At 35.0% G+C, this 22,652-nt stretch carries 23 protein-coding genes; 3 read left to right on the top strand and 20 right to left on the bottom strand.

The genetic code is table 11. The features are described from left to right. Positions 1–143 precede the first annotated feature (143 nt). The 3 genes from B5X47_RS04840 (at position 144) to B5X47_RS04830 (ending at position 3,557) form a co-directional block, all read left to right on the top strand. A complete protein-coding gene (locus B5X47_RS04840) occupies positions 144–1,289 on the top strand; it encodes a baeRF7 domain-containing protein (RefSeq protein WP_079589073.1) in 1,146 nt (381 codons plus the stop codon). 120 nt (positions 1,290–1,409) lie between these two features. Next, the gene (locus B5X47_RS04835; RefSeq protein ID WP_242951004.1) at positions 1,410–2,759 is read left to right on the top strand and encodes a DUF1343 domain-containing protein; all 1,350 of its coding nucleotides are present in this window, start codon (positions 1,410–1,412) and stop codon (positions 2,757–2,759) included. A gap of 249 nt (positions 2,760–3,008) precedes the next feature. Next, positions 3,009–3,557, top strand: a complete 549-nt coding sequence (locus tag B5X47_RS04830; RefSeq protein WP_079589072.1) for a lytic transglycosylase domain-containing protein — start codon at positions 3,009–3,011, stop codon at positions 3,555–3,557. 304 nt (positions 3,558–3,861) lie between these two features. Here B5X47_RS04830 and buk read toward each other — a convergent pair whose 3' ends face one another. The 20 genes from buk to B5X47_RS04730 all read right to left on the bottom strand — a co-directional run bounded on the left by buk (position 3,862) and on the right by B5X47_RS04730 (position 22,612). Continuing rightward, positions 3,862–4,929: a butyrate kinase gene (gene buk, locus B5X47_RS04825; protein WP_079589071.1), complete on the bottom strand. Its 1,068-nt coding sequence runs from the start codon at positions 4,927–4,929 to the stop codon at positions 3,862–3,864. Further along, positions 4,919–5,575, bottom strand: a complete 657-nt coding sequence (locus B5X47_RS04820) for a hypothetical protein (RefSeq protein ID WP_079589070.1) — start codon at positions 5,573–5,575, stop codon at positions 4,919–4,921. Before B5X47_RS04820 ends, buk begins: the two co-directional genes overlap by 11 nt. Positions 5,576–5,585: 10 nt before the next feature. After that, the gene (locus B5X47_RS04815) at positions 5,586–6,155 is read right to left on the bottom strand and encodes an indolepyruvate oxidoreductase subunit beta (protein WP_079589069.1); all 570 of its coding nucleotides are present in this window, start codon (positions 6,153–6,155) and stop codon (positions 5,586–5,588) included. A gap of 1 nt (position 6,156) precedes the next feature. Beyond that, positions 6,157–7,938, bottom strand: a complete 1,782-nt coding sequence (gene iorA, locus B5X47_RS04810; protein ID WP_079589068.1) for an indolepyruvate ferredoxin oxidoreductase subunit alpha — start codon at positions 7,936–7,938, stop codon at positions 6,157–6,159. Positions 7,939–7,961: 23 nt separating this feature from the next. Further along, complete coding sequence (locus tag B5X47_RS04805; RefSeq protein ID WP_079589067.1) at positions 7,962–8,867, bottom strand: bifunctional enoyl-CoA hydratase/phosphate acetyltransferase; 906 nt, start codon at positions 8,865–8,867, stop codon at positions 7,962–7,964. Between the two features lie 81 nt (positions 8,868–8,948). Beyond that, a complete protein-coding gene (locus tag B5X47_RS04800; RefSeq protein WP_013360426.1) occupies positions 8,949–9,173 on the bottom strand; it encodes a hypothetical protein in 225 nt (74 codons plus the stop codon). A 27-nt stretch (positions 9,174–9,200) separates the two neighbouring features. Beyond that, a complete protein-coding gene (locus tag B5X47_RS04795) occupies positions 9,201–10,058 on the bottom strand; it encodes an acetyl-CoA hydrolase (protein WP_079589066.1) in 858 nt (285 codons plus the stop codon). 28 nt (positions 10,059–10,086) lie between these two features. Continuing rightward, the gene (locus B5X47_RS04790) at positions 10,087–11,049 is read right to left on the bottom strand and encodes a flavodoxin family protein (RefSeq protein ID WP_079589065.1); all 963 of its coding nucleotides are present in this window, start codon (positions 11,047–11,049) and stop codon (positions 10,087–10,089) included. 223 nt (positions 11,050–11,272) lie between these two features. Continuing rightward, positions 11,273–12,814, bottom strand: coding sequence for a sigma-54 interaction domain-containing protein (locus tag B5X47_RS04785; RefSeq protein WP_079589064.1), 1,542 nt, complete (start codon positions 12,812–12,814; stop codon positions 11,273–11,275). Positions 12,815–12,948: 134 nt separating this feature from the next. Then, positions 12,949–13,569 carry a hypothetical protein gene (locus B5X47_RS04780; protein WP_079589063.1) on the bottom strand — a complete coding sequence of 207 codons (621 nt, stop codon included), beginning with the start codon at positions 13,567–13,569 and terminating at the stop codon, positions 12,949–12,951. 28 nt (positions 13,570–13,597) lie between these two features. Continuing rightward, a complete protein-coding gene (locus B5X47_RS04775; protein ID WP_013360421.1) occupies positions 13,598–14,431 on the bottom strand; it encodes a beta-keto acid cleavage family enzyme in 834 nt (277 codons plus the stop codon). Between the two features lie 26 nt (positions 14,432–14,457). Continuing rightward, a complete protein-coding gene (locus B5X47_RS04770) occupies positions 14,458–15,396 on the bottom strand; it encodes a cyclase family protein (protein ID WP_079589062.1) in 939 nt (312 codons plus the stop codon). Between the two features lie 28 nt (positions 15,397–15,424). Beyond that, a complete protein-coding gene (locus tag B5X47_RS04765) occupies positions 15,425–16,384 on the bottom strand; it encodes a 3-hydroxyacyl-CoA dehydrogenase family protein (RefSeq protein WP_079589061.1) in 960 nt (319 codons plus the stop codon). A gap of 21 nt (positions 16,385–16,405) precedes the next feature. Then, positions 16,406–17,194, bottom strand: a complete 789-nt coding sequence (locus B5X47_RS04760; protein WP_013360418.1) for an SDR family NAD(P)-dependent oxidoreductase — start codon at positions 17,192–17,194, stop codon at positions 16,406–16,408. Positions 17,195–17,207: 13 nt separating this feature from the next. Continuing rightward, positions 17,208–17,555: a cupin domain-containing protein gene (locus tag B5X47_RS04755; protein ID WP_079589060.1), complete on the bottom strand. Its 348-nt coding sequence runs from the start codon at positions 17,553–17,555 to the stop codon at positions 17,208–17,210. 408 nt (positions 17,556–17,963) lie between these two features. Next, positions 17,964–19,367 carry a hypothetical protein gene (locus tag B5X47_RS04750; RefSeq protein WP_079589059.1) on the bottom strand — a complete coding sequence of 468 codons (1,404 nt, stop codon included), beginning with the start codon at positions 19,365–19,367 and terminating at the stop codon, positions 17,964–17,966. Next, positions 19,357–19,917, bottom strand: a complete 561-nt coding sequence (locus B5X47_RS04745) for a PilN domain-containing protein (protein ID WP_079589058.1) — start codon at positions 19,915–19,917, stop codon at positions 19,357–19,359. The genes B5X47_RS04750 and B5X47_RS04745 overlap by 11 nt, the downstream gene beginning before the upstream one ends. A gap of 14 nt (positions 19,918–19,931) precedes the next feature. Next, entirely contained in the window at positions 19,932–20,951 is a 1,020-nt protein-coding gene (pilM, locus tag B5X47_RS04740; RefSeq protein ID WP_079589057.1) for a type IV pilus biogenesis protein PilM, read from the bottom strand. Between the two features lie 123 nt (positions 20,952–21,074). Next, complete coding sequence (locus B5X47_RS04735) at positions 21,075–22,241, bottom strand: immunoglobulin-like domain-containing protein (RefSeq protein WP_079589056.1); 1,167 nt, start codon at positions 22,239–22,241, stop codon at positions 21,075–21,077. A gap of 11 nt (positions 22,242–22,252) precedes the next feature. After that, complete coding sequence (locus B5X47_RS04730) at positions 22,253–22,612, bottom strand: prepilin-type N-terminal cleavage/methylation domain-containing protein (RefSeq protein WP_159446401.1); 360 nt, start codon at positions 22,610–22,612, stop codon at positions 22,253–22,255. Between the last annotated feature and the right edge of the window lie 40 nt (positions 22,613–22,652).

Here is a 22,652-nt window from a genome sequence, read left to right as displayed (position 1 = left end):
CTTTAAGCCGTCAATATAAAATTATATATTTTAATATATTTACCCCTTTTCAAATAGGTTTATAACTATAAACAGAGGGTATGTAAAGTATATGGGATATTTTTCTAAATTATCTCATAATTAAGCTACAGGAGGTAACATTTATGGAAGTAATGAAAATTCAAGACCTGCGTTATCTACTTGAAAATGCCGAGCACCCTAGTATAACAATTTACTTACCTACCATACCTGGAGACAAGGATACCAATAGAATCCTAATTAAGAATTCGATTTCAAAAGCTAGGGATGCAATTAAAGAAAAAGATTACGATGCAAGAGATATAGAGGAGAATTTAAAAGCCTTCACCCTGATGGGAGAAGATTTAAGTTTCTTGAATGCGCAAAAAGAAGGCCTAGCTGTATTTATAAACAAGCACGAGCTAAAAACCTACAGACTTCCTCATGCATTTGAAGAAACAGTTATTGCTGATAATATCTTCCATATCAAGCCACTGCTTCCAGTTCTTACAGAAAATATAGACTACTATATACTAGCTATCAGCAAAAATACCCTTGCGCTTTACAGTGCAAATAGATTTGAAATAAATCCTATAGACATCCCTGATATGCCAAAAAATATGGATGAGGCTCTTCAGTATGATATAGATGAATCTCATCTAGGCAGAAGACCTGCAAAGGTAAGTGGTGGAAGTCTAGGCGCTGCTACTCATGGCGAAAATATAGGAGATGAAACAGAAAAGGAATTTGTTCTTAGATATTGCCAGATAGTAGAAAAATATATATCAACATTTTTAAATAGCAAAAATAAAACCTTAGTTCTAGCTGGGGTTGATTATATTTCTTCTATATATAAGGAAGCTAGCTCATACAAAAATATAAGCGAAAAAACCATCTCAGGAAATCCTGAGACTATGACTGCTTCTTCTCTAAGAGACCATGCATGGCATATAGTAAAGCCTCAGCTTCTCATTGATTCTGAAAAGGCTGTAGCTCAATATGGAAATCTTTCAAATACAGATAGAACTGTAGACTCCATAAGCCAAATAGTAAAAGCATCTCATGTGCAAAGAATAGATACTCTGTTCTTGTCAAAATCAGCTGAGCCTATTCCTGGAGTGTATGACAAGGAAAACGATAGAGTAAACACTGACTACGCTGACCCTCATGAAGTTCAGGATCTAATAGGCATAAGTGTAAGACAGACCTTGCTTGCTGGTGGAAAGATTTATTATCTAGACCATGCTCATATGCCAGAGCATAAACCTATAGCAGCTATACTTCGCTATTAGATTTAATTGAATTGTAATTTTATTTATCAATTTGCATGATACAATTAAAATATTAGTAAAGCGCCAAAAGCACTCAGCTTTATGGCGCTTTTTTAAATTAATTTAATGCTTCTTCTATTTATGACGAAATACTTATATGAGCTAGAAATAGCAGATTGTTTTTTACAAAAGGAGGTAATTATTATAAAAAAGCTATTAACCCTTTCACTTATCATGACTCTAGCTATGGGAAGCTTAGCATTTTCAAATCCCATCACAGAAGATGAATACAGCTATCTAAGAGAAGTTCTATTATCTCTTAATGATACACAAGCTACTAATCCTATAGCTGAGGCTCCTGCTCAAAACGTAGTGCCTTACTATCAGACAGTGCTTGGAAATGAAAGACTTCTCAGTGAATACTCCCATCTAATAGATGGCAAACGTGTAGGTATAGTCACAAATCATACAGGCGTGAACTCAAAGCTAGAAAGAACTGTAGATGTACTAAGTGCCTATCCAAAGATTAGCCTTACTTCCATCTACTCACCAGAACACGGCTTAGATGGCACTGTAGCCGCTGGCAAGTACGTAGAGTCATATACGGATACAAAATTAAACCTTCCTGTATATAGCCTCTATGGCAAAACTAGAAAGCCTAGCCCTGAAATGCTTACTAATGTAGATGTGCTAGTATTTGATATGCAAGACATCGGTTCTAGAACCTATACTTACATGTCTACACTTAATTACTGCATGATAGCAGCTAAGGAAAACAATAAAACCCTAATAGTACTCGACAGACCTAACCCAGTTGGTGGACTTAATGTCGAAGGCTATGTGCTAGAAGATAAATACAAAACCTTTGTAGGTGTCGACAATATGCCTATGGCTCATGGAATGACTGCCGCAGAGCTAGCTCAGTTTTTCAACAGAAACATTGGCTGCAAGCTAGAAATAGTGCCTATGAAAAATTACACTAGAGCTATGGTATGGCAAGATACTGGACTTCCGTTTGTACAGACCTCACCAAACATCCCGAATATAGAATCAGCTTTTGCCTACATGGCTACAGGCATAGGAGATGGAACTGGGCTCGGTCAAGGCGATAAATTTACCTGGGTAGGTGGCAAGGGCTTTAATAGTCAGACTCTAGCAAATGCACTGAATGCTTATAAGCTTCCAGGAATAGTATTTGTTCCAGAAGATAAAGGCGATAAAGGCGGAGTAAATCTGCAGGTAACTGATTACCATAGCTTCAATCCAGCAAAAACTGGAGTATATATCCTAGCAACTGCAAACCTTCAAAAGAAACTGACTGTTCCAGTAGAAAAAAATGGAGTTATACCTATGTTTGAAAAAAATATGGGTGGAAGTAGATTTGGGCAGGATCTACTAAACAATAGAACTCCTGACCAGATAGTAAAAAGCTATTCTAACGAAGTTGAGAACTTTAAAAATCTAAGAAAACAATATCTAATTTATAACTAAATTTAATATTTCATTAAACCGAGTAGTGCTGATTGTAAAATCGGCACTATTTTTTTCGAAAAAAGTTACAACTTGTATCCAATGAAGAATGTGCATTTCATGGGATTTACAGGGAAATGTTGTAAATATTCTGTTACTTCTTTGTAACTTTTTTGCTCAAAAAGGTTGATAAACTGTTTTCTTTGCACTATAATAAACAAATACTTGGCTAAGCAATTTAGAAATAATAAAAAATAGAGGAGTGAAAGAATGAGAAAGCTTATCGTAGTTTTCGCTTTCATCCTAGCATTGTTAGGTTCAAATCTTACATATGCAGAAGTACAGGATGATAGCATCAAAAGTGACGACGCCCTAAAAACTTTCATGTCGAGCAAAAATTCTAAGCTTAGCGACCAGGCATTAAACAATCTTATGAAATCGATAAACAAGGCAAGTGCTAATTACAACGTAGATAAAGAGCTAATTGCTGCAGTAATATGGCAAGAAAGTAACTTCAACCCAAGCCTTACTTACAACAGATGTATCGGCGCAATGCAAATCCATGTCAACACAGGAAAAGCATACGGCTATACTAGCGAAGACTTATACAACTCAGATATAAATATCGATTTTGGTACGCGTTATCTTAGCGGACATATTCAGTCATATGGTGGAGATGTGCTTAAAGCACTTAGCGCATACAACCAAGGTACAACTAGAGTAAACAAAGGAAACTACTCTACGAAATACCAAAGCCAAGTATCTGCAAAAATGGAAACCATAAAAACTTATGTTGCAACTTATGTAGCAAGTCACTAAAAATCGTGTAAAAAGTTTTTTGTTTTTAATTGATTGTTTTAATTTTTAAAGGGCAAAAAAAGACGCTGTGGATTCAGCGTCTTTTTTAATTTAAGCGTAAAATACAGCACCTATATAACAAAGTTCAACTATAGTCGGAAGCCCTCGGTACTCTAGGCATGGAGTATACCCTACAAAAAAATAATATCAATATTTATTCGATTATAATCGAAAAACTTTTAAATAATTTATTTTTTAAGATTATAAAAGACGATGCATCGGCATCGTCTTTATTTATACCTCTAAATAATTATTTATAGTTCTTCTACTCGCTATATTCAGATGCTTCTTCTTCTCCTTTAAGCACCCTTTGTATTCCCATAGCAAGGGACTCCATTTCATTTTCTCCAGGCATTATCTCAACTGGAGCAATAAACTCTACTCTTTTTTTAATCAAAGCTGTGATTCTCTTAGAATAAGCGATTCCTCCTGTAAGTACAATAGCATCGACTTTACCTTCAACAACTGTCGAAAGGTCACCAATACCTTTTGCAACTTGATAAGCCATCGCTTCTAAAACAAGCTTTGCCTTTTCATCATTTCTTTCAATCATTTCTTCAACTTCTCTTACATCAACTGTATTTAGATAAGCTTTAAGTCCGCCATTTCCTCTTAATTTTTTGTTCATAGTTTTTTTATCAAATTCCCCTGAGTAACATAAATCTATTAGCTCTTTACAGGGCACTCTTCCTGCACGTTCAGGCGAAAATGGGCCTTCGTCATCTGCTAAAATATCCACCATTCTTCCTTTTTCATGAACACTTACAGATATTCCTCCACCAAGATGAGCAACTACAAAATTCATATCAGAATATTTCTTGCCATTCATTTTAGCTACTTTCATAGCCATGGCTCTTGAATTTAAAGCATGACTTGTACTTGTTCTAGGAATTTCAGGCATACCAGAAATTCTTGCGACATCCTTAAGCTCATCCACCCTGACAGAATCGTATATATAAGCAGAAATATTGACCTCATTTGCAATTTCATAAGCTATTAAAGCTCCTAAATTCGATGCATGTTCTATGACAGGATTAAACTTAAGTCTATCCACCATAGTTTCATTGACTTTATAGGCTCCAGATTTTACTTTCGGAACCATGCCCCCTCTTCCGACTACTGCAGATAAGCTTTTAATGTCATATCCTTTCTCAAGGAGAGAAGAAATTACTAGATTTTTTCTCATTTCAAATTGATCTTGTATTTTATCGTACTTCTCAATTTCCTCTGCAGAATGCTCCAAGGTATTACAAAAAATTTCTTTATCATTCTCATACAAAGCTAACTTTGTAGATGTTGAACCAGGGTTTATAGCTAAAATATTATACTTCATTATGACTCTCCTTTTTCGCAAAAGCAAGCAACAAGCCAAGAGCTATTGATAAAAATGCTGATACAATAACTCTATAATGTGATGGAAGTAAAAAAACTATAGTATGAGCAGGTATCCAAAAGAACGGACAGGTTTTAAGCCAACTAAATTCAACTAAAGAATTCCAATCATTCTTTTCAATAAGCTCTCTCATAGTAACTTTAGCTTCTTTATTATCGCATTTGCTATCTATATACATATCTGTGAACCTGTGAAATACCATCATCATAGGGCCAAAAGTGACATTCATAATACTGCTTCCAAAAAAAGCCTGTGCCAAAATTGAACCATTAAAAGGCAATTTTCCTGATGCTTGAGCTGCTGCAGCTCCACCCATAAAAACTGTAAACACAAGAGTTACCATTAATCCAATAATTCCCCATACCAAGGCTTTATACATAAGGCCTTTCGGAGCAGTCCACTCACCCTTTATAACTCTAATTCCCAGCATGTCTCCCATGCTTGCTAAGATAGCAAACTTTATAAATCCTCCTGCATAAGGATGAGCATCAGTTACACTTATAAACAAAGCTCTAGAGGAAGGTACTACTAAAATAAGCACCCAAACCAATAAAGCTGCTATCCATACAAAATCACCTTTTTTCATCTTTCACCTCTTATAATAAATTCATTCCTACTTCAATTGCTTTTAAATTTACTTCTACAAATTGAGGCTTCACATTATCTCTAACTATCTTTTCCCAATTTATAGCTTCAAGCTCCATAGCTTTAATTATGCTTCCAAGCAAAATTACATTCATTACCTTTGAATTTCCAAGTTGCAGAGCATATTTTTGAGCATCTATAACTATAGTCGAAGCTCTACTTGAAATTTCATCTATTATTCCTTGAGAATACTCTTCTTTTCCTGAAAGAATAGGCATAGAGTCAATTTCATAATCATTTACAATTACTTTTCCATTTGGTTTTAAATATTTAAACCATCTCAAGGCTTCCATCTTTTCAAATGACACAAGTATATCTGCTCCTCCAATTTCTATCACTGGTGACTGAATCTCATCTCCATATCTAACCTGAGAGGATACAGAGCCTCCCCTTTGTGACATACCATGAATTTCGCTCATTTTCACATCATAGCCTGCTTCCATAAGTCCAGTAGTCAGTAATTTACTCGCAAGAATTGTGCCTTGGCCACCTACTCCTACCAACAAAATGCTCTTTACCATTTTATGCTTCCACCTTTCCAATAGCTTTAACTGGGCATACTTGAAGACATACCTCGCATCCTACACAAGAATCTGGGCTTATGCTGGATTTCTTTTTATCCTTGTCAAATGATATAGCTGGACACCCAGTTCTGATACACGCTTTACATCCAATGCATTTATCTGTATCTACTTTGCACTTGCTCTTAAAAACTCCCTCAAATTCTTTTTCATCTTCAATTGAAAGCTTTTTGAGTACACATGGCCATCTTGTAATAATTACTGAAGGCTCATCTAAGCTAAGCGCCCAATCAAGAGCATTTTTGACTGCCGTTAAATCATTAGGATTTATCACTACTACATTTTCCATACCAAATGCTCTTACTACCTTTTCTATATCAACTTCTTTAGTCTTTTTACCTTGTAAGGTATAGCCTGTTCCAGGATTCTCCTGATGCCCAGTCATTCCAGTAATTCTATTATCTAGTATTACATTGACAGTGTTGCTAGAATTATAAACTACATCCAAAAGCGAATTCATTCCTGTGTGAAAGAATGTTGAATCTCCAAGCATTGAAACAACTCTAGTATTTGAGTTTTCTTTCATATTGAAAACTTGCTGTGCTCCGTGACCCATGCTTAGGCTTGCTCCCATAGCTATGCACCAGTCTCCTACATTATATGGGTCAGCATGGCCTAGACCATAGCAACCTATATCTCCTGACACTACAACATTTTTCTTCTTTTTTAGTTCTAAGAAGAAACCTCTATGAGGACATCCTGCACATAGTGTAGGTGGTCTTGGAACTACCTTGGCACTATCGTAATCTAAAGTATCATTTGTCTTGCCATAAACAGTATTTCTGATTACATCTGGAGTCATCTCGCCTGTATATGGAAAGAAATTATTTCCTAAGCAATCAAAGCCTAATATTCTAACTTGGTCCTCTATATATGAATCATTTTCCTCAATAACATATATTTTTTCTACTTCACTGCAAAATTCTACAAGCTTTTCGTTAGGAAGAGGATTTGTAAAGCCCAATTTCAAATAAGAAACTGAATCCCCAAAAACTTCCTTTGCATATCTATAGCAAGCTCCTGATGCAATTACTCCAATCTTTTTATTATTCCACTCAATAAAGTTAAGCTTTGTATTATTCGAATAATCTTGTAGCTTTGTCAGTCTTTCTTCTACTCTTTTTCTCATCCCGCCAACATTTGATGGTACTGGATATCTATTTAAATCCTTAGAATATTCCTTTATTCCTGCTTCTTGTCTATCACTACACTTAACTATGCTCTTTGAATGACATACTCTAGTAGTTACTCTAAGCATAACAGGAGTGTTATAATCTTCACTTATCTCAAAAGCCAGCTTCATCATATCTTTTGATTCTTGACTATCTGATGGCTCTAGCATAGGAATTTTTGCAAATTTTGCATAGTTTCTATTGTCTTGTTCATTTTGAGAAGAATGATAACCTGGTTCATCAGCAGAAATTAAAACCATCCCTCCATTTACTCCTGTATAGGAAAATGTAAACAATGGATCTGCTGCTACATTCACTCCCACATGCTTCATAGCGGCAAAAGTTCTTGCTCCAGCAAAAGATGCTCCTATCACTGCTTCTAGTGCGACTTTTTCATTTGGTGCCCATTCAGCTAAAATATCTTCTTTATATAATGCTGTATTTTCAAGTATTTCTGTACTTGGAGTTCCTGGATATGCAGATGCAAATTTCACTCCAGCTTCCCAGGCTCCACGAGCAATAGCTTCATTTCCTGTTAGTAATTTTTTCATATATCTCTACCTTTCCTTCCATCTTATTTTACTGCTGATGCAGATAGTGCTAGTGACAAGTATTTTTCCTCTGAAGTAGAACCTCTCGAGGTTAAAACTATTGGAACCTTTGCTCCAACTATAAAGCCTGCCATTTTTGCTCCAGCAGAATACACTAAAGACTTTCCTAGAATATTTCCTACTGTTATATTTGGAACCATAATAATATCAGCTTCACCAGTTACAGGGCTCACAAAGCCTTTAATACTTGCTGATTCCTTGCTCATTGTCAAGTCATAGGATATCGGTCCTTCTACTATGCAGTTTATTATTTCACCTTTTATATTCATTTTTTTAAGCAGATCTGCATCCACAGATTCTTGCATTTTAGGATTCACAGTTTCAACAGCTGCCAATACAGCTACTTTGGGATTTTCATAACCAAGTGCTAAAAATGTACTTACAGCGTTTTCTAAAATCTGCTTTTTCTCATCAAGGTTTGGATACATCATCATTCCACCATCTGTGACTGCAAGAAGCTTGTGATATGTAGGAATTTCATGAATAACTATATGTGACATAACCTTTCCAGTTCTTAGTCCATTTTCTTTATTTACAACTGCTCTTAATAAATCCGCTGTTTGAATTTTACCCTTCATAATAAAATCAGCTTTATTTTCATTTATCAGCTCTACTGCTTTTTCTGCCGCTTCTGAATCACTTTCTACATTTATAATAGATTCCTCTAGCACACTTTCATGTAACCTACTTAGAATCTCTATTATTTTTTTCTTGTTTCCTATTAGAATAGGCTCTACTATATTATCTTTTTTAGCCTTAAAAACTGCTTCTAAAGTGTGTTCATCTTGAGCTGAAACTACTGCTACTTTTTTCTTTGATCCTAAGTTTTGAACTTTTTTAATTAAGTCATCAAAGCTTTTATATTCCATTTATATTTTTACCCTCCATAAAAAAGACGGTTATGTTCCAAATTTTATATTCTAGAACATAACCTTCTTATCATTTTTAATTTAAGAAATCATTTTTGAATCTGACTTATTTTCCTTTGACAGATAAATCATAAATCCAATAAATGCTGCTAGAAAACCACTTATTAAGCCGCTTATTAAATTACCAAATCCATTTTGCAGTGCGTTTTGTGGTACAGGTACTAGAAAATAGTTAATAACAAAAGATATTATCCCACCGATAGCTCCACCGATTATTCCGTTAGTAATAGATATTTTTAGCTTCATAATATCGTACCCCCATATAATATTTATTTAGCGCATAGTAATATAACCACGGTACTGACTATAATTGTCACTTTCTGCAATATCAGTTAAAAATAAGCTTGCAATTTCAAACTTCGGTTTTAAATATGGAAAAACATCATATTTTGCCCATGAAGGTTTTTTGATTTCTTTTGCTTTTTCTACAGCTGATCTATACCAAGCTGATGGACAGTTAAACCACATCTCAACCACTCTATGGTATGGACATCCATTTACTTGCTGAATGATTTTACTTGATAAAATCCTAAGTACATCTGGCATATCTTTGAACTTAGGAATCATTTCCTCATAAAACCACTTATCTCCTTCTTTCATAGTAACTCCCTCTGGATATTTCATAACAAACTGCCAACGGTAATTTGGACCATCTTCTACAGTTCGCTGAGAGCCTTTAAAATCTTCTTCCCAGCAAATAGGTACAAATGCAAAGATAAATGGAGGGCAACCATTGTCACCACCGCTTGCTCTAGCATCATCGCCTTCTAGTTTGACTACTTCTTCTCCTTCCAAAGCCGCCACCTTGCTGTCATCAGGAATATTGCCTTGCCATTTTAAAATGTCTATAGGAAAAAACTCTGTAAAGGCCTTATTTTTAAAGTTACTAGTAAATGGATTGACCGTCCAGTAATGCTCTGTTAGCTGCATTCTTATAGTTCCAAATCTGTCACCCTCTGGTGGAGTTGGAAGTGCTGGATAAAATGCATACTTCGTTACATAGGGCCCAAATTGCGAAATGCTATCTGGAATATGATGACGATATAACCAATGCTTTAACATGTGCCTATAGTCTTCTTTTACTACATCTACATAAATAAGACTCCTCATAGGATTAAATTCAATTGACATAAGTGCACTCTCTCTTTCTATTTTTGATTTAACTTATAGGTCTTGAAGGAGTTAAATAGGTTTTATATTTTTCTAACCTTTGAGGTAGTTCATGCACATTTGGTGCTGGTTTTAGTGAAACATTTTTTAGTTCATCGCAATGCACAAATTTACCAGAAAGTCTAATATGTGAATGAGCTTTGTCTTCCTCTTTAACTTCAAACTTAACCTTATTATCAACAACGCTAAGTGTTCCTTTAACTCCACAAATTCCACATATAATAGGATAATTACTATCCCCATTTCTAACTTCTAGTAATTTTGAATGACAAAGTGGACATATACCTTCTTCACCTATATATTCAGCTTCCTCTATAGGCTTCATCAAGCTGTGTGCAACATGACGTCCAGATTTTCTAGCTCTTGCTAGCTCATCATCCTTAAGCGCTACCATACCTGGAAGAGCTACCCAGTTTACTAGCATCTTGTCTACAACTTCCATTTGCATTGATAAAGTAAACAAATGAAGCATTGGCAAGGCTAAATTATCCCATTCACTTCCTCCCACTGCTATTAGAGATGCAGCTCTAGTTTTAAAAGATCTTTCGTCTGGACCATTTCCTGTAGTTATATTTTTTTGTTCACGGATTTTTTTAGCTATCATTCTCATAGCCACATCGTGAGAAGGTCCCATTCTGTCATTTAATATTTTCAACTGTCCACTTGGAGTTTTTTCATATATTGGCGAGCCAACAATTATTCCGTCACAATCCATAATTTTTTCATCTATGAACTTGAAATCATCATCTCTTATGATACAATCTCCTGTTCCACCTTTCTCCATAAGGCTTACTACACAGGCATTACATCCTGTACAAGGTTTGAGCTTTAAATCCTGTAGACGTACAAACTCTACTTCTGCGCCTAACTCTTCTGCGCCCATCAAGGCTTCTTTTACAAGAATCTCGGTATTACTCATTTTTCTTCCACAGCTTATTCCTAATATCTTCATATGAATCCTCCTATGTAAATTTCTAATTTCTTATAGTTTGTATAAAGCAACTTATATGCCAAACTGTTAAAGTTTTATCTACAAATTCTAAGCCTCTGTATTTTCCTTGAAATTACAATACAAACAAAAAATTACTTATTAAATAAAAAAAATCGCAACTCTGTAAACCATACAGAATTGCGATTTAAAATGCAAAAACGCATTAAAAAAATGCATCTTTGCATTACCATTCAGTTATTCCTAACGCCTTTGCTTTTCTTACTACCGTAGACTGAGTTATTCCTAATATTTTGGCAGCCTTATACGTGCTTCCGCAACTTTTTAGAGTCTTTTCTAGAATATTTCTTTCAAATTTATCAACTGCTTCTTTCAAAGTACCATCAATAGTTTCAGTGGATGCCTCGTAAAATTTATCCTGACCTAGTACACTCAAAATAGTATTTCTAGTTATAAGGTGTTCATCCCCTATTACAACCAATCTTTCAATTGAGTTTTCTAACTCTCTTACATTTCCTGGCCAACTGTAGTTTTCCAAAATTTCTAAAGCAGTAATATCAAAGTCTTTAGTTTTGCCATAGGCTTTATTGAATTTCCCTAAAAAATTATAAACTAACAAGGATATATCTTCTTTTCTTTCCCTAAGTGGAGGAAGCTCGATGGGAATTACATTGAGTCTATAATATAAATCCTCCCTAAAATTGCCTTTTTTAACTTCATCTTCTAAATTCAAATTTGTGGCAGCTATTACACGCACATCTATTTTTATATTGCTTGTCCCACCTATGCGCTTTATTTCTCTCTCTTGAAGTACTCTTAGCAGTTTGGGTTGAAGCTTAACAGGAATTTCTCCTATTTCATCAAGCAAAATAGTTCCATTGTTTGCCATTTCAAAAAGTCCTAGCTTCCCATTTTGAGAAGCTCCTGTAAATGAACCTTTTTCATAACCAAATAACTCTGATTCCAATAGATTTTCTGGTATAGCGGCACAATTCACTCTAATGTAGGGACCATTTGCTCTCTTGCTGTTTTTAAAAATGGTTCTAGCTACCACTTCTTTTCCTACTCCAGTTTCTCCAGTAATCAGTATGGTTGCATCCGTTTTGGATACATTTTCTATTAGCTTTATCACCTTGTCCATAGAGCTACTTTTAGAAATCAAATCTTTATACAATTGTCTTTCCTTGATATCTTTCTTCAGATTCTTTATTTCACTAAGGTATTTAGCTTTTTCCTTTTCGACCTCTTCTAGCTTTTCTCTCAAAACGAACAGCTCCGTCAAATCCTTTATAATAGTAAGCACTTGAACTACATTTTTGTCTTCATCTAAAAATGGCGTGCCTGTAATTAACACTCTTTTATTCATTCTATCTATAGTGGTCAAAACAGAAATGGGCTTTTTCTCTTTCAAAACCAGTAAAGCTATAGAGCATGGCTTCCTAGTTTTCAAAGTCTTTTTCTTTCCGTTATTAAACATATCAAATGCATTCGCTTTGTCTTCTGGCTTAATTTCTATAAAAGCAGGATCTGAATTTAAAACTACGTTATTCCACACCTGCTGCATATTCTTGCCTACAATATCTGCAGCCTTGATTCCCGTAATTTCTGTAAAAGCTTTATTAATAGCTGTTACTACTCCATTTTTATCTGTTATATAAATTCCGTCTGAAATTGAGTCAGCTATAGCAAGAGCATCTGCTTCTCTTTTCTTAAACAAATCCTGTTCATCTGACTTATAACCGATTTCATTCATATTTACATTATCCATATGCTTCCCCTAACTTTAACTTATAACGAATTATTGATTAGTATTTTAAGCACAATTATAACATATACTTCTGTACACATAGCAAAAAAGACTGATAAAATCACCAGCCTTTTTTATTAGTTCATATTACTCTGCTATTTTATATACTTATAGTTCAAATCTTTACCTTTGCCTTCAACGGTTAGGTCTGCATACAAATTATAATCTGTGTTTGTAACAACTTGATATAAGTTGTATAGCTGAGGCAAAAATTCTCCCCAGTTTCCAATTTCTTCAGCACAATGCTCAGACCAAGTAATCCCTTGCTCAGGAGTTTCCTTCTTTTTCATACCTATAGCTGAAGATTTCCCTACAACACCATAGTCAGTTTTTTCCCACTGGTGTATGCGATACCCCATAACCTCTTCTACTTCTAGGCTCTCTGGTCCAAATCCCAGTCCTGCAACAACAACGCAGTGCTCATAAACAATATATTCCTTTACATTGGCTGGCACTGTAGCTAAATCCTCAAATCTTATATAAAGATTTTGGCGTGTTCCATCATTCCAGGTTTGTGGCGCTATATGTACAGACCCTATGGGATTGCCATGTTTAGGTGCTACAGCCCACTCTAAAGTTTCATGTTGAGATGGATGCCATAAAATAAAACCTTTTTCCATATTGCTCCAAAACCAGTCTATCATCTTTGGAGTAATTCCCTCATGTTTCCAATCTAAATGCGTTCCCATTGAGTCTTGCGTTACTTTCATTTCCATAACATTTTCCTCCGAATTATATTTAAGTCTATTTCAATCCCAATATCTGTCTAGCTTCATCTGGAGAAGCAATTTCCTTATTAAGCTCTTTAACTATTCTCTTAGTTCTTTCTACAAACTCTACATTGGATTTTGCCAGTACTCCCTTAGAATAAAAAACATTGTCTTCCATTCCTACTCTGACATGTCCTCCTAATGCAAGAGCTGCATACATTATAGGAAGATGTCCTTTTCCTATACCAAGTGCACCCCAGGTACAGTTTTCAGGCAGAAGACTTTTTAAAAATACAAGATTTTCAACAGTAGCATCCATTCCACCTGCAGCTCCTAGCACAAATTGAAAATGTAGAGGAGCTTTTAATATGCCTTTTTTAAGATAATAAAGAGCATTGTAAATCATTCCTGCATCAAAAATTTCTATTTCGGGCTTCACATTATTTTCCTGCATAGCAAGTCCTAGCTTTTCTAAAAATCTAGGGCTGTTTTCAAATACTGAACTGTGCATCCAGTTCATTGAGCCACAATCATAAGAAGCAATATCTGGTTTTAGCTCTATTACATGCTTCATTCTTGCTTCATCATCTAAACCTAGCTGTCCTGATGTGGTAAGATTTATAACTATATCACAATCAGTTTCTCTTATATATCTAACAGTCTCTTCAAACTTTTCAAAGCTCATTGAGGATTTATCTTCATCATCCCTAACATGTATATGAGCTATAGATGCTCCAGCTTTCCAGCAAGCATAGATTTCATCTGCTATTTCTCTAGGCTGTAGTGGCACGTATGGAGTTTCTTTTTTTGTCGGCCAAGCTCCAGTAGGAGCAACAGTTAAGATAACCTTATTGTCTAAATTACTCATTATTTTCTTCCTTTCAATATCGTATATTAGAATCCACCATAGTTGTATACTCTGTCTGGAACATCATTTACATCGTCTTCATCAATTTCCGCTACGCAGCGAACCATTGAACCATCACCTAGCCACCAGCGAATAGGAAATGCCATGAACTTAAATCTTTTATTAACTACCTTGTCCAAATCTCCACCTAGGTTCTCAACCCCTACAATACCATTGCCCATCATAAGCTTGTGGCAAGGCTCCCAGGTTCCTTCTAATCCATGATTTTCTAACATTCCGTAAGCTTCCATATATTTATCTTTTCCAAATACATCTATAAATGTATCCTTATTAAACTCCGCGTAAGCCTCAATGCCAAATTTTTCTATATATTCATCTGTTATTGGCTTTCCAGAGTTTCCAATAAGATTCATTCCTACATATCCACCGTTTTTACCCATAGTAGTATGAAGAGGATGGTCTAGAGCTTGCATATCCATAGCTACACATTTAGGCTTGTACTTTGCAAACCATTCTCCAGCTTCTCTTCCTGTTCCACAAGAATAGTGATAGTACTCTCTAGTATCATCAAACTTAAGATGCATACCTGTTCTAAGGCATATAACCATTCCTTCTAATTCCTCTGGCTTGATATTTGCACGCTTACACGCATCATAAAGATGGTCTGCCGTGATAAGCCCCCATCTATCTACCTTGATATCTAGGCAAACAGCATCACCATAATAAGCATCTAGTGGCATTTCATGAGTATATCTTGCACGCTTTCCATCGAACTCATACTCCATGACATGACGAGGAGCATCGGCATGAGTACCACAGTGCATTACTACATCAATTTTCTGAGTCAAAACTCCACTTTTTGCTAAATTGTGCATAGTGTCAATCTTCGGCTTTGCAAAATAAGGCCATACTGGAATATCTGCATGAAACGGATGTGTCAAATCAACTAATACTTTCTTTGCCATTATAAAAACCTCCTAAGTTTTATCCAAATTATTTATTATAAAGTACCTTAATCAAGTATTCAGACAGTCTTTCTCTAGAGCTGTTTGCTTCTTCTTTAGTCCAGCTTTGAAAGCCTTGACCTGTCTTGAAGCCTAGTTCTTCTTTTTCCACTAGCTCCTTTAAAAGCTTTGATGGCTCATGGGAATCTTCCAAGTATTTCAATATATAGCTATGAATAGATAAGGTAAGATCTAATCCCACCATGTCAGCATTTTCTATAGGTGCAAGTATCGGCAGTCTAAGTCCAGGTCCAAACTTCAAAGCCTCATCTACTGTCTTAGCATCTGCTATTCCTCTTTCTACAATAGATATAGATTCTCTCCATAAAGCGTGCTGTAGTCTATTTGCTACAAATCCAGGCACATCCTTGTTTACATATATAGGATGCTTTCCAGCTTTTTTTAGTAGCTTCATGGTGAGGTCCATAGTTTCCTCTGATGTTTCATCACCTTTTACAACTTCTACTAGAGGAATCAGATATGGTGGATTCCAAAAATGAGCACCTACCACCCTATCTTTCTTCTTAGTTTTCATTGCAATCTCAGAAATACTCATCACTGAGGTATTTGTAGCTAATATAGTATCTTCGCTACAATAGCTCTCAAGCTCTTCAAATAAATTTTGCTTTAGCTCCATGTTTTCTGGTATGCATTCGATAATAAAATCTGCATTCTTTGCAGATGCTTCCCTATCATCGCTTATTCTTACTCTAGATATAAGATTAATGGCATAATCCTCAATGTAAATACCTTTATCTATAAATGGCTTTAGATTTTGGCTCATGCTGTCATGAATTTTTGAATTAGCTATATTTCTAGTGCAAATAGTAACATTTAGATTTTCATCAGATGCAAATACTTGAGCCAAACCACTTCCCATAAGTCCAGAACCATAAATAGTAATGTTTTTAATCTCTTTTTTAACTTTTTCTTTTATTTCTTCGCTCATGCTTTCTCACCTTTCTAGGATTTAGCCTGCTGTACAGCCACCATCTACATAAATTATCTGGCCAGTTATAAAATCTGATGCTGCAGATGAAAGATATACAGTAGTTCCTACCATGTCTTGAACTAGCGCTGCTCTTCCCATAGGAATTCTATCTAAAAATATTTTCTTAAGCTTTTCATCTTCTAATACCTCTTGAGTAAGTGGTGTCCAGAAAATAGTAGGAGCTACTGAATTTACATTAATATTGTATTTAGCCCACTCTGTAGCAAGCTGCTTTGTAAGTAGTGCTACTGCTCCCTTGCTAGTTCCATAAGCAGCATATCCTCCAGGATGCCCTGCAAAAGCTCTTACCGAAGATACGGTAATTATCTTTCCATGTCCTTGCTCCTTCATCACATTTCCTATTACCTTACAAGGAATAAAAGTCCCAGTAACGTTAATATCCATCACCTGCTCAAAAGCTTCTACTGGAAATTCTTCAGCCGGAAATCTCTTTGCTATACCTGCAACAGTTACTAAAATATCTATTTTGCCAAATGCATCCACAGCTTGCTTTGCCATAGCCTTTACTTGGTCTTCATTTGTAACATCACAAGCTATAGCAAGTGCTCTTTTACCTAGTTCCTCAACTTTTTTCACTGTACTTTGAAGCGTTTCTATTGTTCTTCCTGTAACTACTACATCTGCACCATGAAGTGCTAAGCCTGTAGCTACCCCTTCACCTAGTGAGCCTGCTCCACCAGTTACTACTGCTACCTTGCCTTCAAGACTAAACATATTCTTCATCTCTTGATTACTCATTTCCTTCATATACTTTCCCTCCTTATGCTTCTGGATAATTGACAACCACAAGCATAGTGGCTGGCATGTTAGTTTTATTAATTATTTCTCTGCCTTCATTAGGTCCTATAAATATAGAGTCCATCTTCTTAAGTAAAAATTCCTCAGTTTTTGACTTAACTAGCACCTCCCCTTCCAAAACTATGTATACTTTTTCAGTAGGAGAATCTTCATATGCATACTCAGCCCCTCCACCTGGAAGAAAGTGAGTAACTCCCATCCAAAACTTAGATGCTCCAGTTTCTTCTAGTCCTTGAAGCTTAAGAGTCGCACAATCAAAATGAAGCGGTGCTTTGTAAGGCATAACATCTTTAAAATCAACTTTTTTCATTTCATACACCTCCATTTAACTTATTGAGTTTCCAAAATCCTTAAATCATAAATTATTATCAATTCTTTAGCTGTAAATCCTCTTATGTCTTAAAAATATTTTTTGATGTTAATTTCTTAACCAATGCAATTCTATACAGCAAGTCTCATGCCAAATCTAAAATTAAAATTATTTTTCAGCATTTCCATTGATATTTCAGGCTTTTTCTCAGTATTTTCATACTTCTAAATCTTCTAGAAAAATAAAAAAAGTATAAATTTAAGTCATTTTTGACTTACATATAAATCAAAAAAAGAAAAAAAGTGCAGACTGCACTCTTTACTTCTCGATTCAAATATAAATCATGGGATTTAATTGTGAATTATATAAACATATCAAAAAAGACGATGCATCGGCATCGTCTTTTCCCTAATCTACTTCATAATATGCTACTTTTAATTCATCAAAAGATAGCTTTGCATTTTTTGTACTAGTATCAGAATTATCTCTTACAAATACATTTTTAACTGTAAGTGGATAAGTAATACTTTCTGGAAGCACTCCTCTTAGCTCTTTTTGATTTGTCCAGTCGATTTTATTAGCTAAAAATACTCTGTAGTCCATACCTTTGGCGTCAGTAACAATAAGTCCGAGTATATTATCTAGCTTTTTATCAGCATTTACAAATAAAGAAAGGTACTGAGGTTGCTTATCTATAGTTAGTTTTTTACTTTGTAAATCAAGATATACTTCTGTTTCAGCTTCTTCACCGTCAAAGGTGTAAGTAATGCTATAAAGATTTTCTTCAGACTCTAAATCCTTCTCTAGCTTGCCTGAAATAGTATTTCCTTTATCTAAAGCAAATGTCTTTAGAATCTTATCTTCAAAGCTGTAAAGTAGCTTTTCATCAAATATATTAAGAGCTAACGGAATAGGATTCTGTGCCCCTAGCTCCATAGTCTTTTCCATACTTATAGGATCTTCCTTTGTTTGCTCAGGAAGATAATACATGCCTAGCTCACTAGGTCCCACTATTATTCCTTGCTGACTAACTGGAGATGTATAAACACCAGGAATTGTAGTAATCTTGTATGACCATGAATACGCTTCAAAAGGATTGTCTTTTGATGAACGAGGAATAAAGTTATATTCCAAAATACTTGGATCTTGAGGAACATATTTATCAACGCTGTCTATACAATAAAAGTTCATAAATATAGTACCTGTAAGAGGCTTTCCTTGTTCGGATTTAAGTTGCATAGAATATGAAGAAATACGTTTATAATAGCTTCCTACCTCAACTAAATAATCCATAAGTTTATCATAATTGCCCTCAAATTCTACTTCTGCAGCCCTAGCTGTAATGTTGTCTGGTTCAACTGTCTCTTCTTTAGCAGGTTCACCTTCTGATGTAGCTTCGGCTGGTTTTTCTGCTGGTTTGTTTTCTTGATTTTTAGAAGCTACACTTTCTTTTAGCTCAGTCAAACTCTTTGCAATAGGCTCTACAAATCTGATACCTTTGATATCCAAATCAGCTTTTTGAGCAAAGTCATCTAAAATAACTATAGTTTCTTCCTGGTCTATATCTCCAAAATAAGTTCTAGCTACAGGAAGAAGCTCGTTTTTTATAGTTTCTATTTCTAAATCCAAATTACCTTCAGAATTTATAAGTGCTTGCATCTGAGCATACTCGTTTTGTTTAGCTTGCTCTTGTTGCTTTAGGGTTTCTAGCTTTTCAGTCTGAGGCGTATATACAAAGGTAAAGAACAAATATCCACCTACAGCTATAAAAAGGAGAAGTAAGAGATTTTTCTCTCTGTTACTAATTTTCATCAGTCTCATCCCCCTTTGCCTCAAGCATGATGCTAAAATTATAATATGCTTCTTCTTTAACCATTTCAGATACGAAAAGGTTATCAAATTCTTCTGTCTGTCTTAGATTGTGCTGAAACTGTGCTACAGCAACTTTGTTGTACGACTTGCCTTTAATGTCTATCTTGTCTTCAACTATAGATAAATCTGTAAGGTGAAGATTATCAGGTACCTGCTCAGCTATGAGTCTAACTGCAGCTTCATTTACCTTGTTTTGCTTATCCATAACTATATCTAGAGCTTCAAAGAAAACTTGGTCAGTTTTTAAAGAATTAAGCTCAGCTTGCTTTGCCTGAACATTTGCAACCTTTGCTTTAAAATCTGGCTCATTCATCTTCGAATCTAGATTGGTAATAGACTTTTCAAGAGACATAAGGGTCATGGTATTAAATATCACTAAAGCCAAGCATAAAGCAAGTAATCCAGCTGCCACTATCATAAGGACATTACTGCCTGAAGCTTTTTTCTTAGGCTCCTGCTCATAGGGTGCAAAAAAGTTAAAATCTCTCATATTATGTCCACCCCCTACAGCCTGATAATCGCACTAATAGCATTTAAGCTCTGTGCCAAAGTATATTCATTGCCAGCTACTATCTCTACGTTATCTATGGATTTGATTAGCTCTACAGGGATATTTACTCTTTCATGGATATATGTATCTAAGCCCTCCATCACAGAAATCCCTCCATAGATAAAAATCTTATCTATAGTATTATCTACGCTTCTACTAGTGTAGTACTTAAATACCTTGTCGATTTCCTCTATCCATCTGTCTACTACATCAAGATGCTGAGAAATCTCATCGATAGTTTTGAACTCAAACTCAGTAGTAAGCTGTTCAAAATCTCTTGTTCCATTTTTTATAAGTCTATTAAACTTATATTGGCCTTTTTCAACTATAATAACGTTGATATTTTCATGGCCTAAATCCAAAAATGCTGCTGTATTTTCTTTGATACTAGCTTCGTTAAATAGTTCATACTCAGCTGCTATCTTGTCAACTGCATTTGAGTGAATATCAAGTGCATATGGATCTAATCCCATCTCGATAAGCATAGAGTAAATGTTGTGAACTATTTCTTTTGGAAGGGCAGCTACAAGGAGTTCATATTTCTTTACATTTTCCTCCTCAAACTCTCTCACAATCTTGTACTGCAGTACATAGCTATTGATATCAATAGGCAGGTACTGACCGATTTCATAGCTTACCATCTCTGATAAGTCTTCAGCTGCAACAGCAGGAACTACTAGCTCTCTTTTGATTGCATCTGTAGATTCAAGGGTGCAAATAACGTCTTTTAGCTTTACAGAATTTGCATTTAATGCACCTTGAATTATGGATTTCATTTCTTGGATATTGTGCATATGTCCATTTTCATATACACCAGCTGGCAGTCTTGCTTTAAATGTCTTGTCAACCTTAAGGCGCCTGCCCATCTTTTGTCCTACAGCAAACTTTATATAGCTGCTTCCTATATCAATGGACAGGCATTTAACATCTTTTTTCTTGGATGATAAGCCTAGCTTACTCTTGTTTTGCTTCAAATAAGCCCTCCCCCTTTGCTAGATTATTGTTTTTTATAGAAACCTTTGTCAAACACGAAATCAGTTACAGTGTTTCCAAAAGAGTCTTTCCTATAAGAATATAGCTACATTAACTTGAAAAAATTAATTAACTACCAATTTATATGTTTCTGTTTTTTCATTTGGAGCTAAAACTCCACCTATCTCAATATGGCTGTCCTTTACTGTCACAATAATATCATATTCTTCTTGTATATTTAGTTCTGAGCTAGTATATGGAATTGTCCCACTAAGTAGCCCGTCTTCTGTTAGCGTTACTCCTACAGGTAGCTGTGATGAAGTTGTGAACTTGTATCCTGGGTTACCTCCTGTTACAAGTATCTGATGACTAAATGGTTGATTAAAGTTCACATACATTGCACTTGGGTATATTGGCTCATTAATATCAAAATTCAATTCTTTTAACTTTTCAACTTTCACTTTAAATGGAGTTAAAGTAGCTGATTCAACTCCAAACTTAACTGTTGGAGTTAAATTTACAATAACATCGTTATCAAGAAAACCTGGCCTATATACTTTACCCGTACTGTCAATATTCCCTGGCGAGTTTGACCAAGTTATAGTTGAACCATTAAGCCCTTTTGTTGGGAGAGTAATTTGATTAGGAGCTGATGTTGGCTCTTTTAAAACCATATTGTTAGGATCACCTAAAAATTTATTTACATCGTATAAATCTAATAATAAACTATCCAGTCTAACTATCTCTTTAGCATCGGCTATTGGATTTGAGTATCTTATAGCTACATATGTTCCTGTAGCTATGTCTGGCTTTATCTGATCAGTAGAAATAATGTTAAGGGCTTCAACTCCTGAATCAATTTGATATTGATTTTCTTTGACTTTCATGTCTATTGTAAAATTGACCCCAGTTCTTCCTTCTTTTGAAAAAATCAAACTTAAATCATAGACATCATCAGAATGAAATAGCTCTCTTATAACATTATTAGAATCTCTATACATAATTTTATTTCCATCAATATATATATAATTAAATTTATCTCCCGAACTTATAGGCAGTGATGGTTTTGTTGTTAATAATTCAGCAGTTTTCGCGGTTCTTAGTTCTTCACTTATCTGTATGGAAGCGAGTCTCGCACTGGCTTGGACATCTGCTCTATTGCCGCCTTTTGAAAATATCTTAGTTCCAAAAGAAAAATAAGATGATGCTATCGATAATACTACTCCTAGAATCGCTATTACTATAACTAGTTCCATCAAAGTAAATCCAGATTTATTTTTGTTATCAATCATGTCATCACCACCTATGGGTTTGGAATTGCAATAAATGTTGTTATTTCTGTCTTGTATTTAGTATCTCCATTATAATTTTCTGTGATTACTATCTCTCTTCCCAATCTTTGAATTGTTCTTGTAGTTCCAGGAAAAGTTATTGTTGGACTATTCTTTTGTGTTACTACAGGATTATCAATTATTTCTTTCTCAACTAGTTGCTGAGCCTTGTATGCAGTTTTAGTGTGTTTCCCTCCTGATACAATTCCAATATATCCTGAGCCAAACACATTCAAAAATGTTACTCCTATTATTGCTAGAATTGCCATTGCAATAATAATTTCTATAAGGGTCATTCCTTTATTATTTTTTTTTCTTTTACTAATTTTCATATACATCGCTCCAAATTTTATGACTCATTAAAAATTATTA

This window comes from Acetoanaerobium noterae, from assembly GCF_900168025.1.
GTDB classification, from domain to species: Bacteria; Bacillota; Clostridia; order Peptostreptococcales; family Filifactoraceae; genus Acetoanaerobium; species Acetoanaerobium noterae.
Note: the sequence above shows the minus strand (reverse complement) of the source record. Positions and strands in the feature narration are given on the sequence as shown.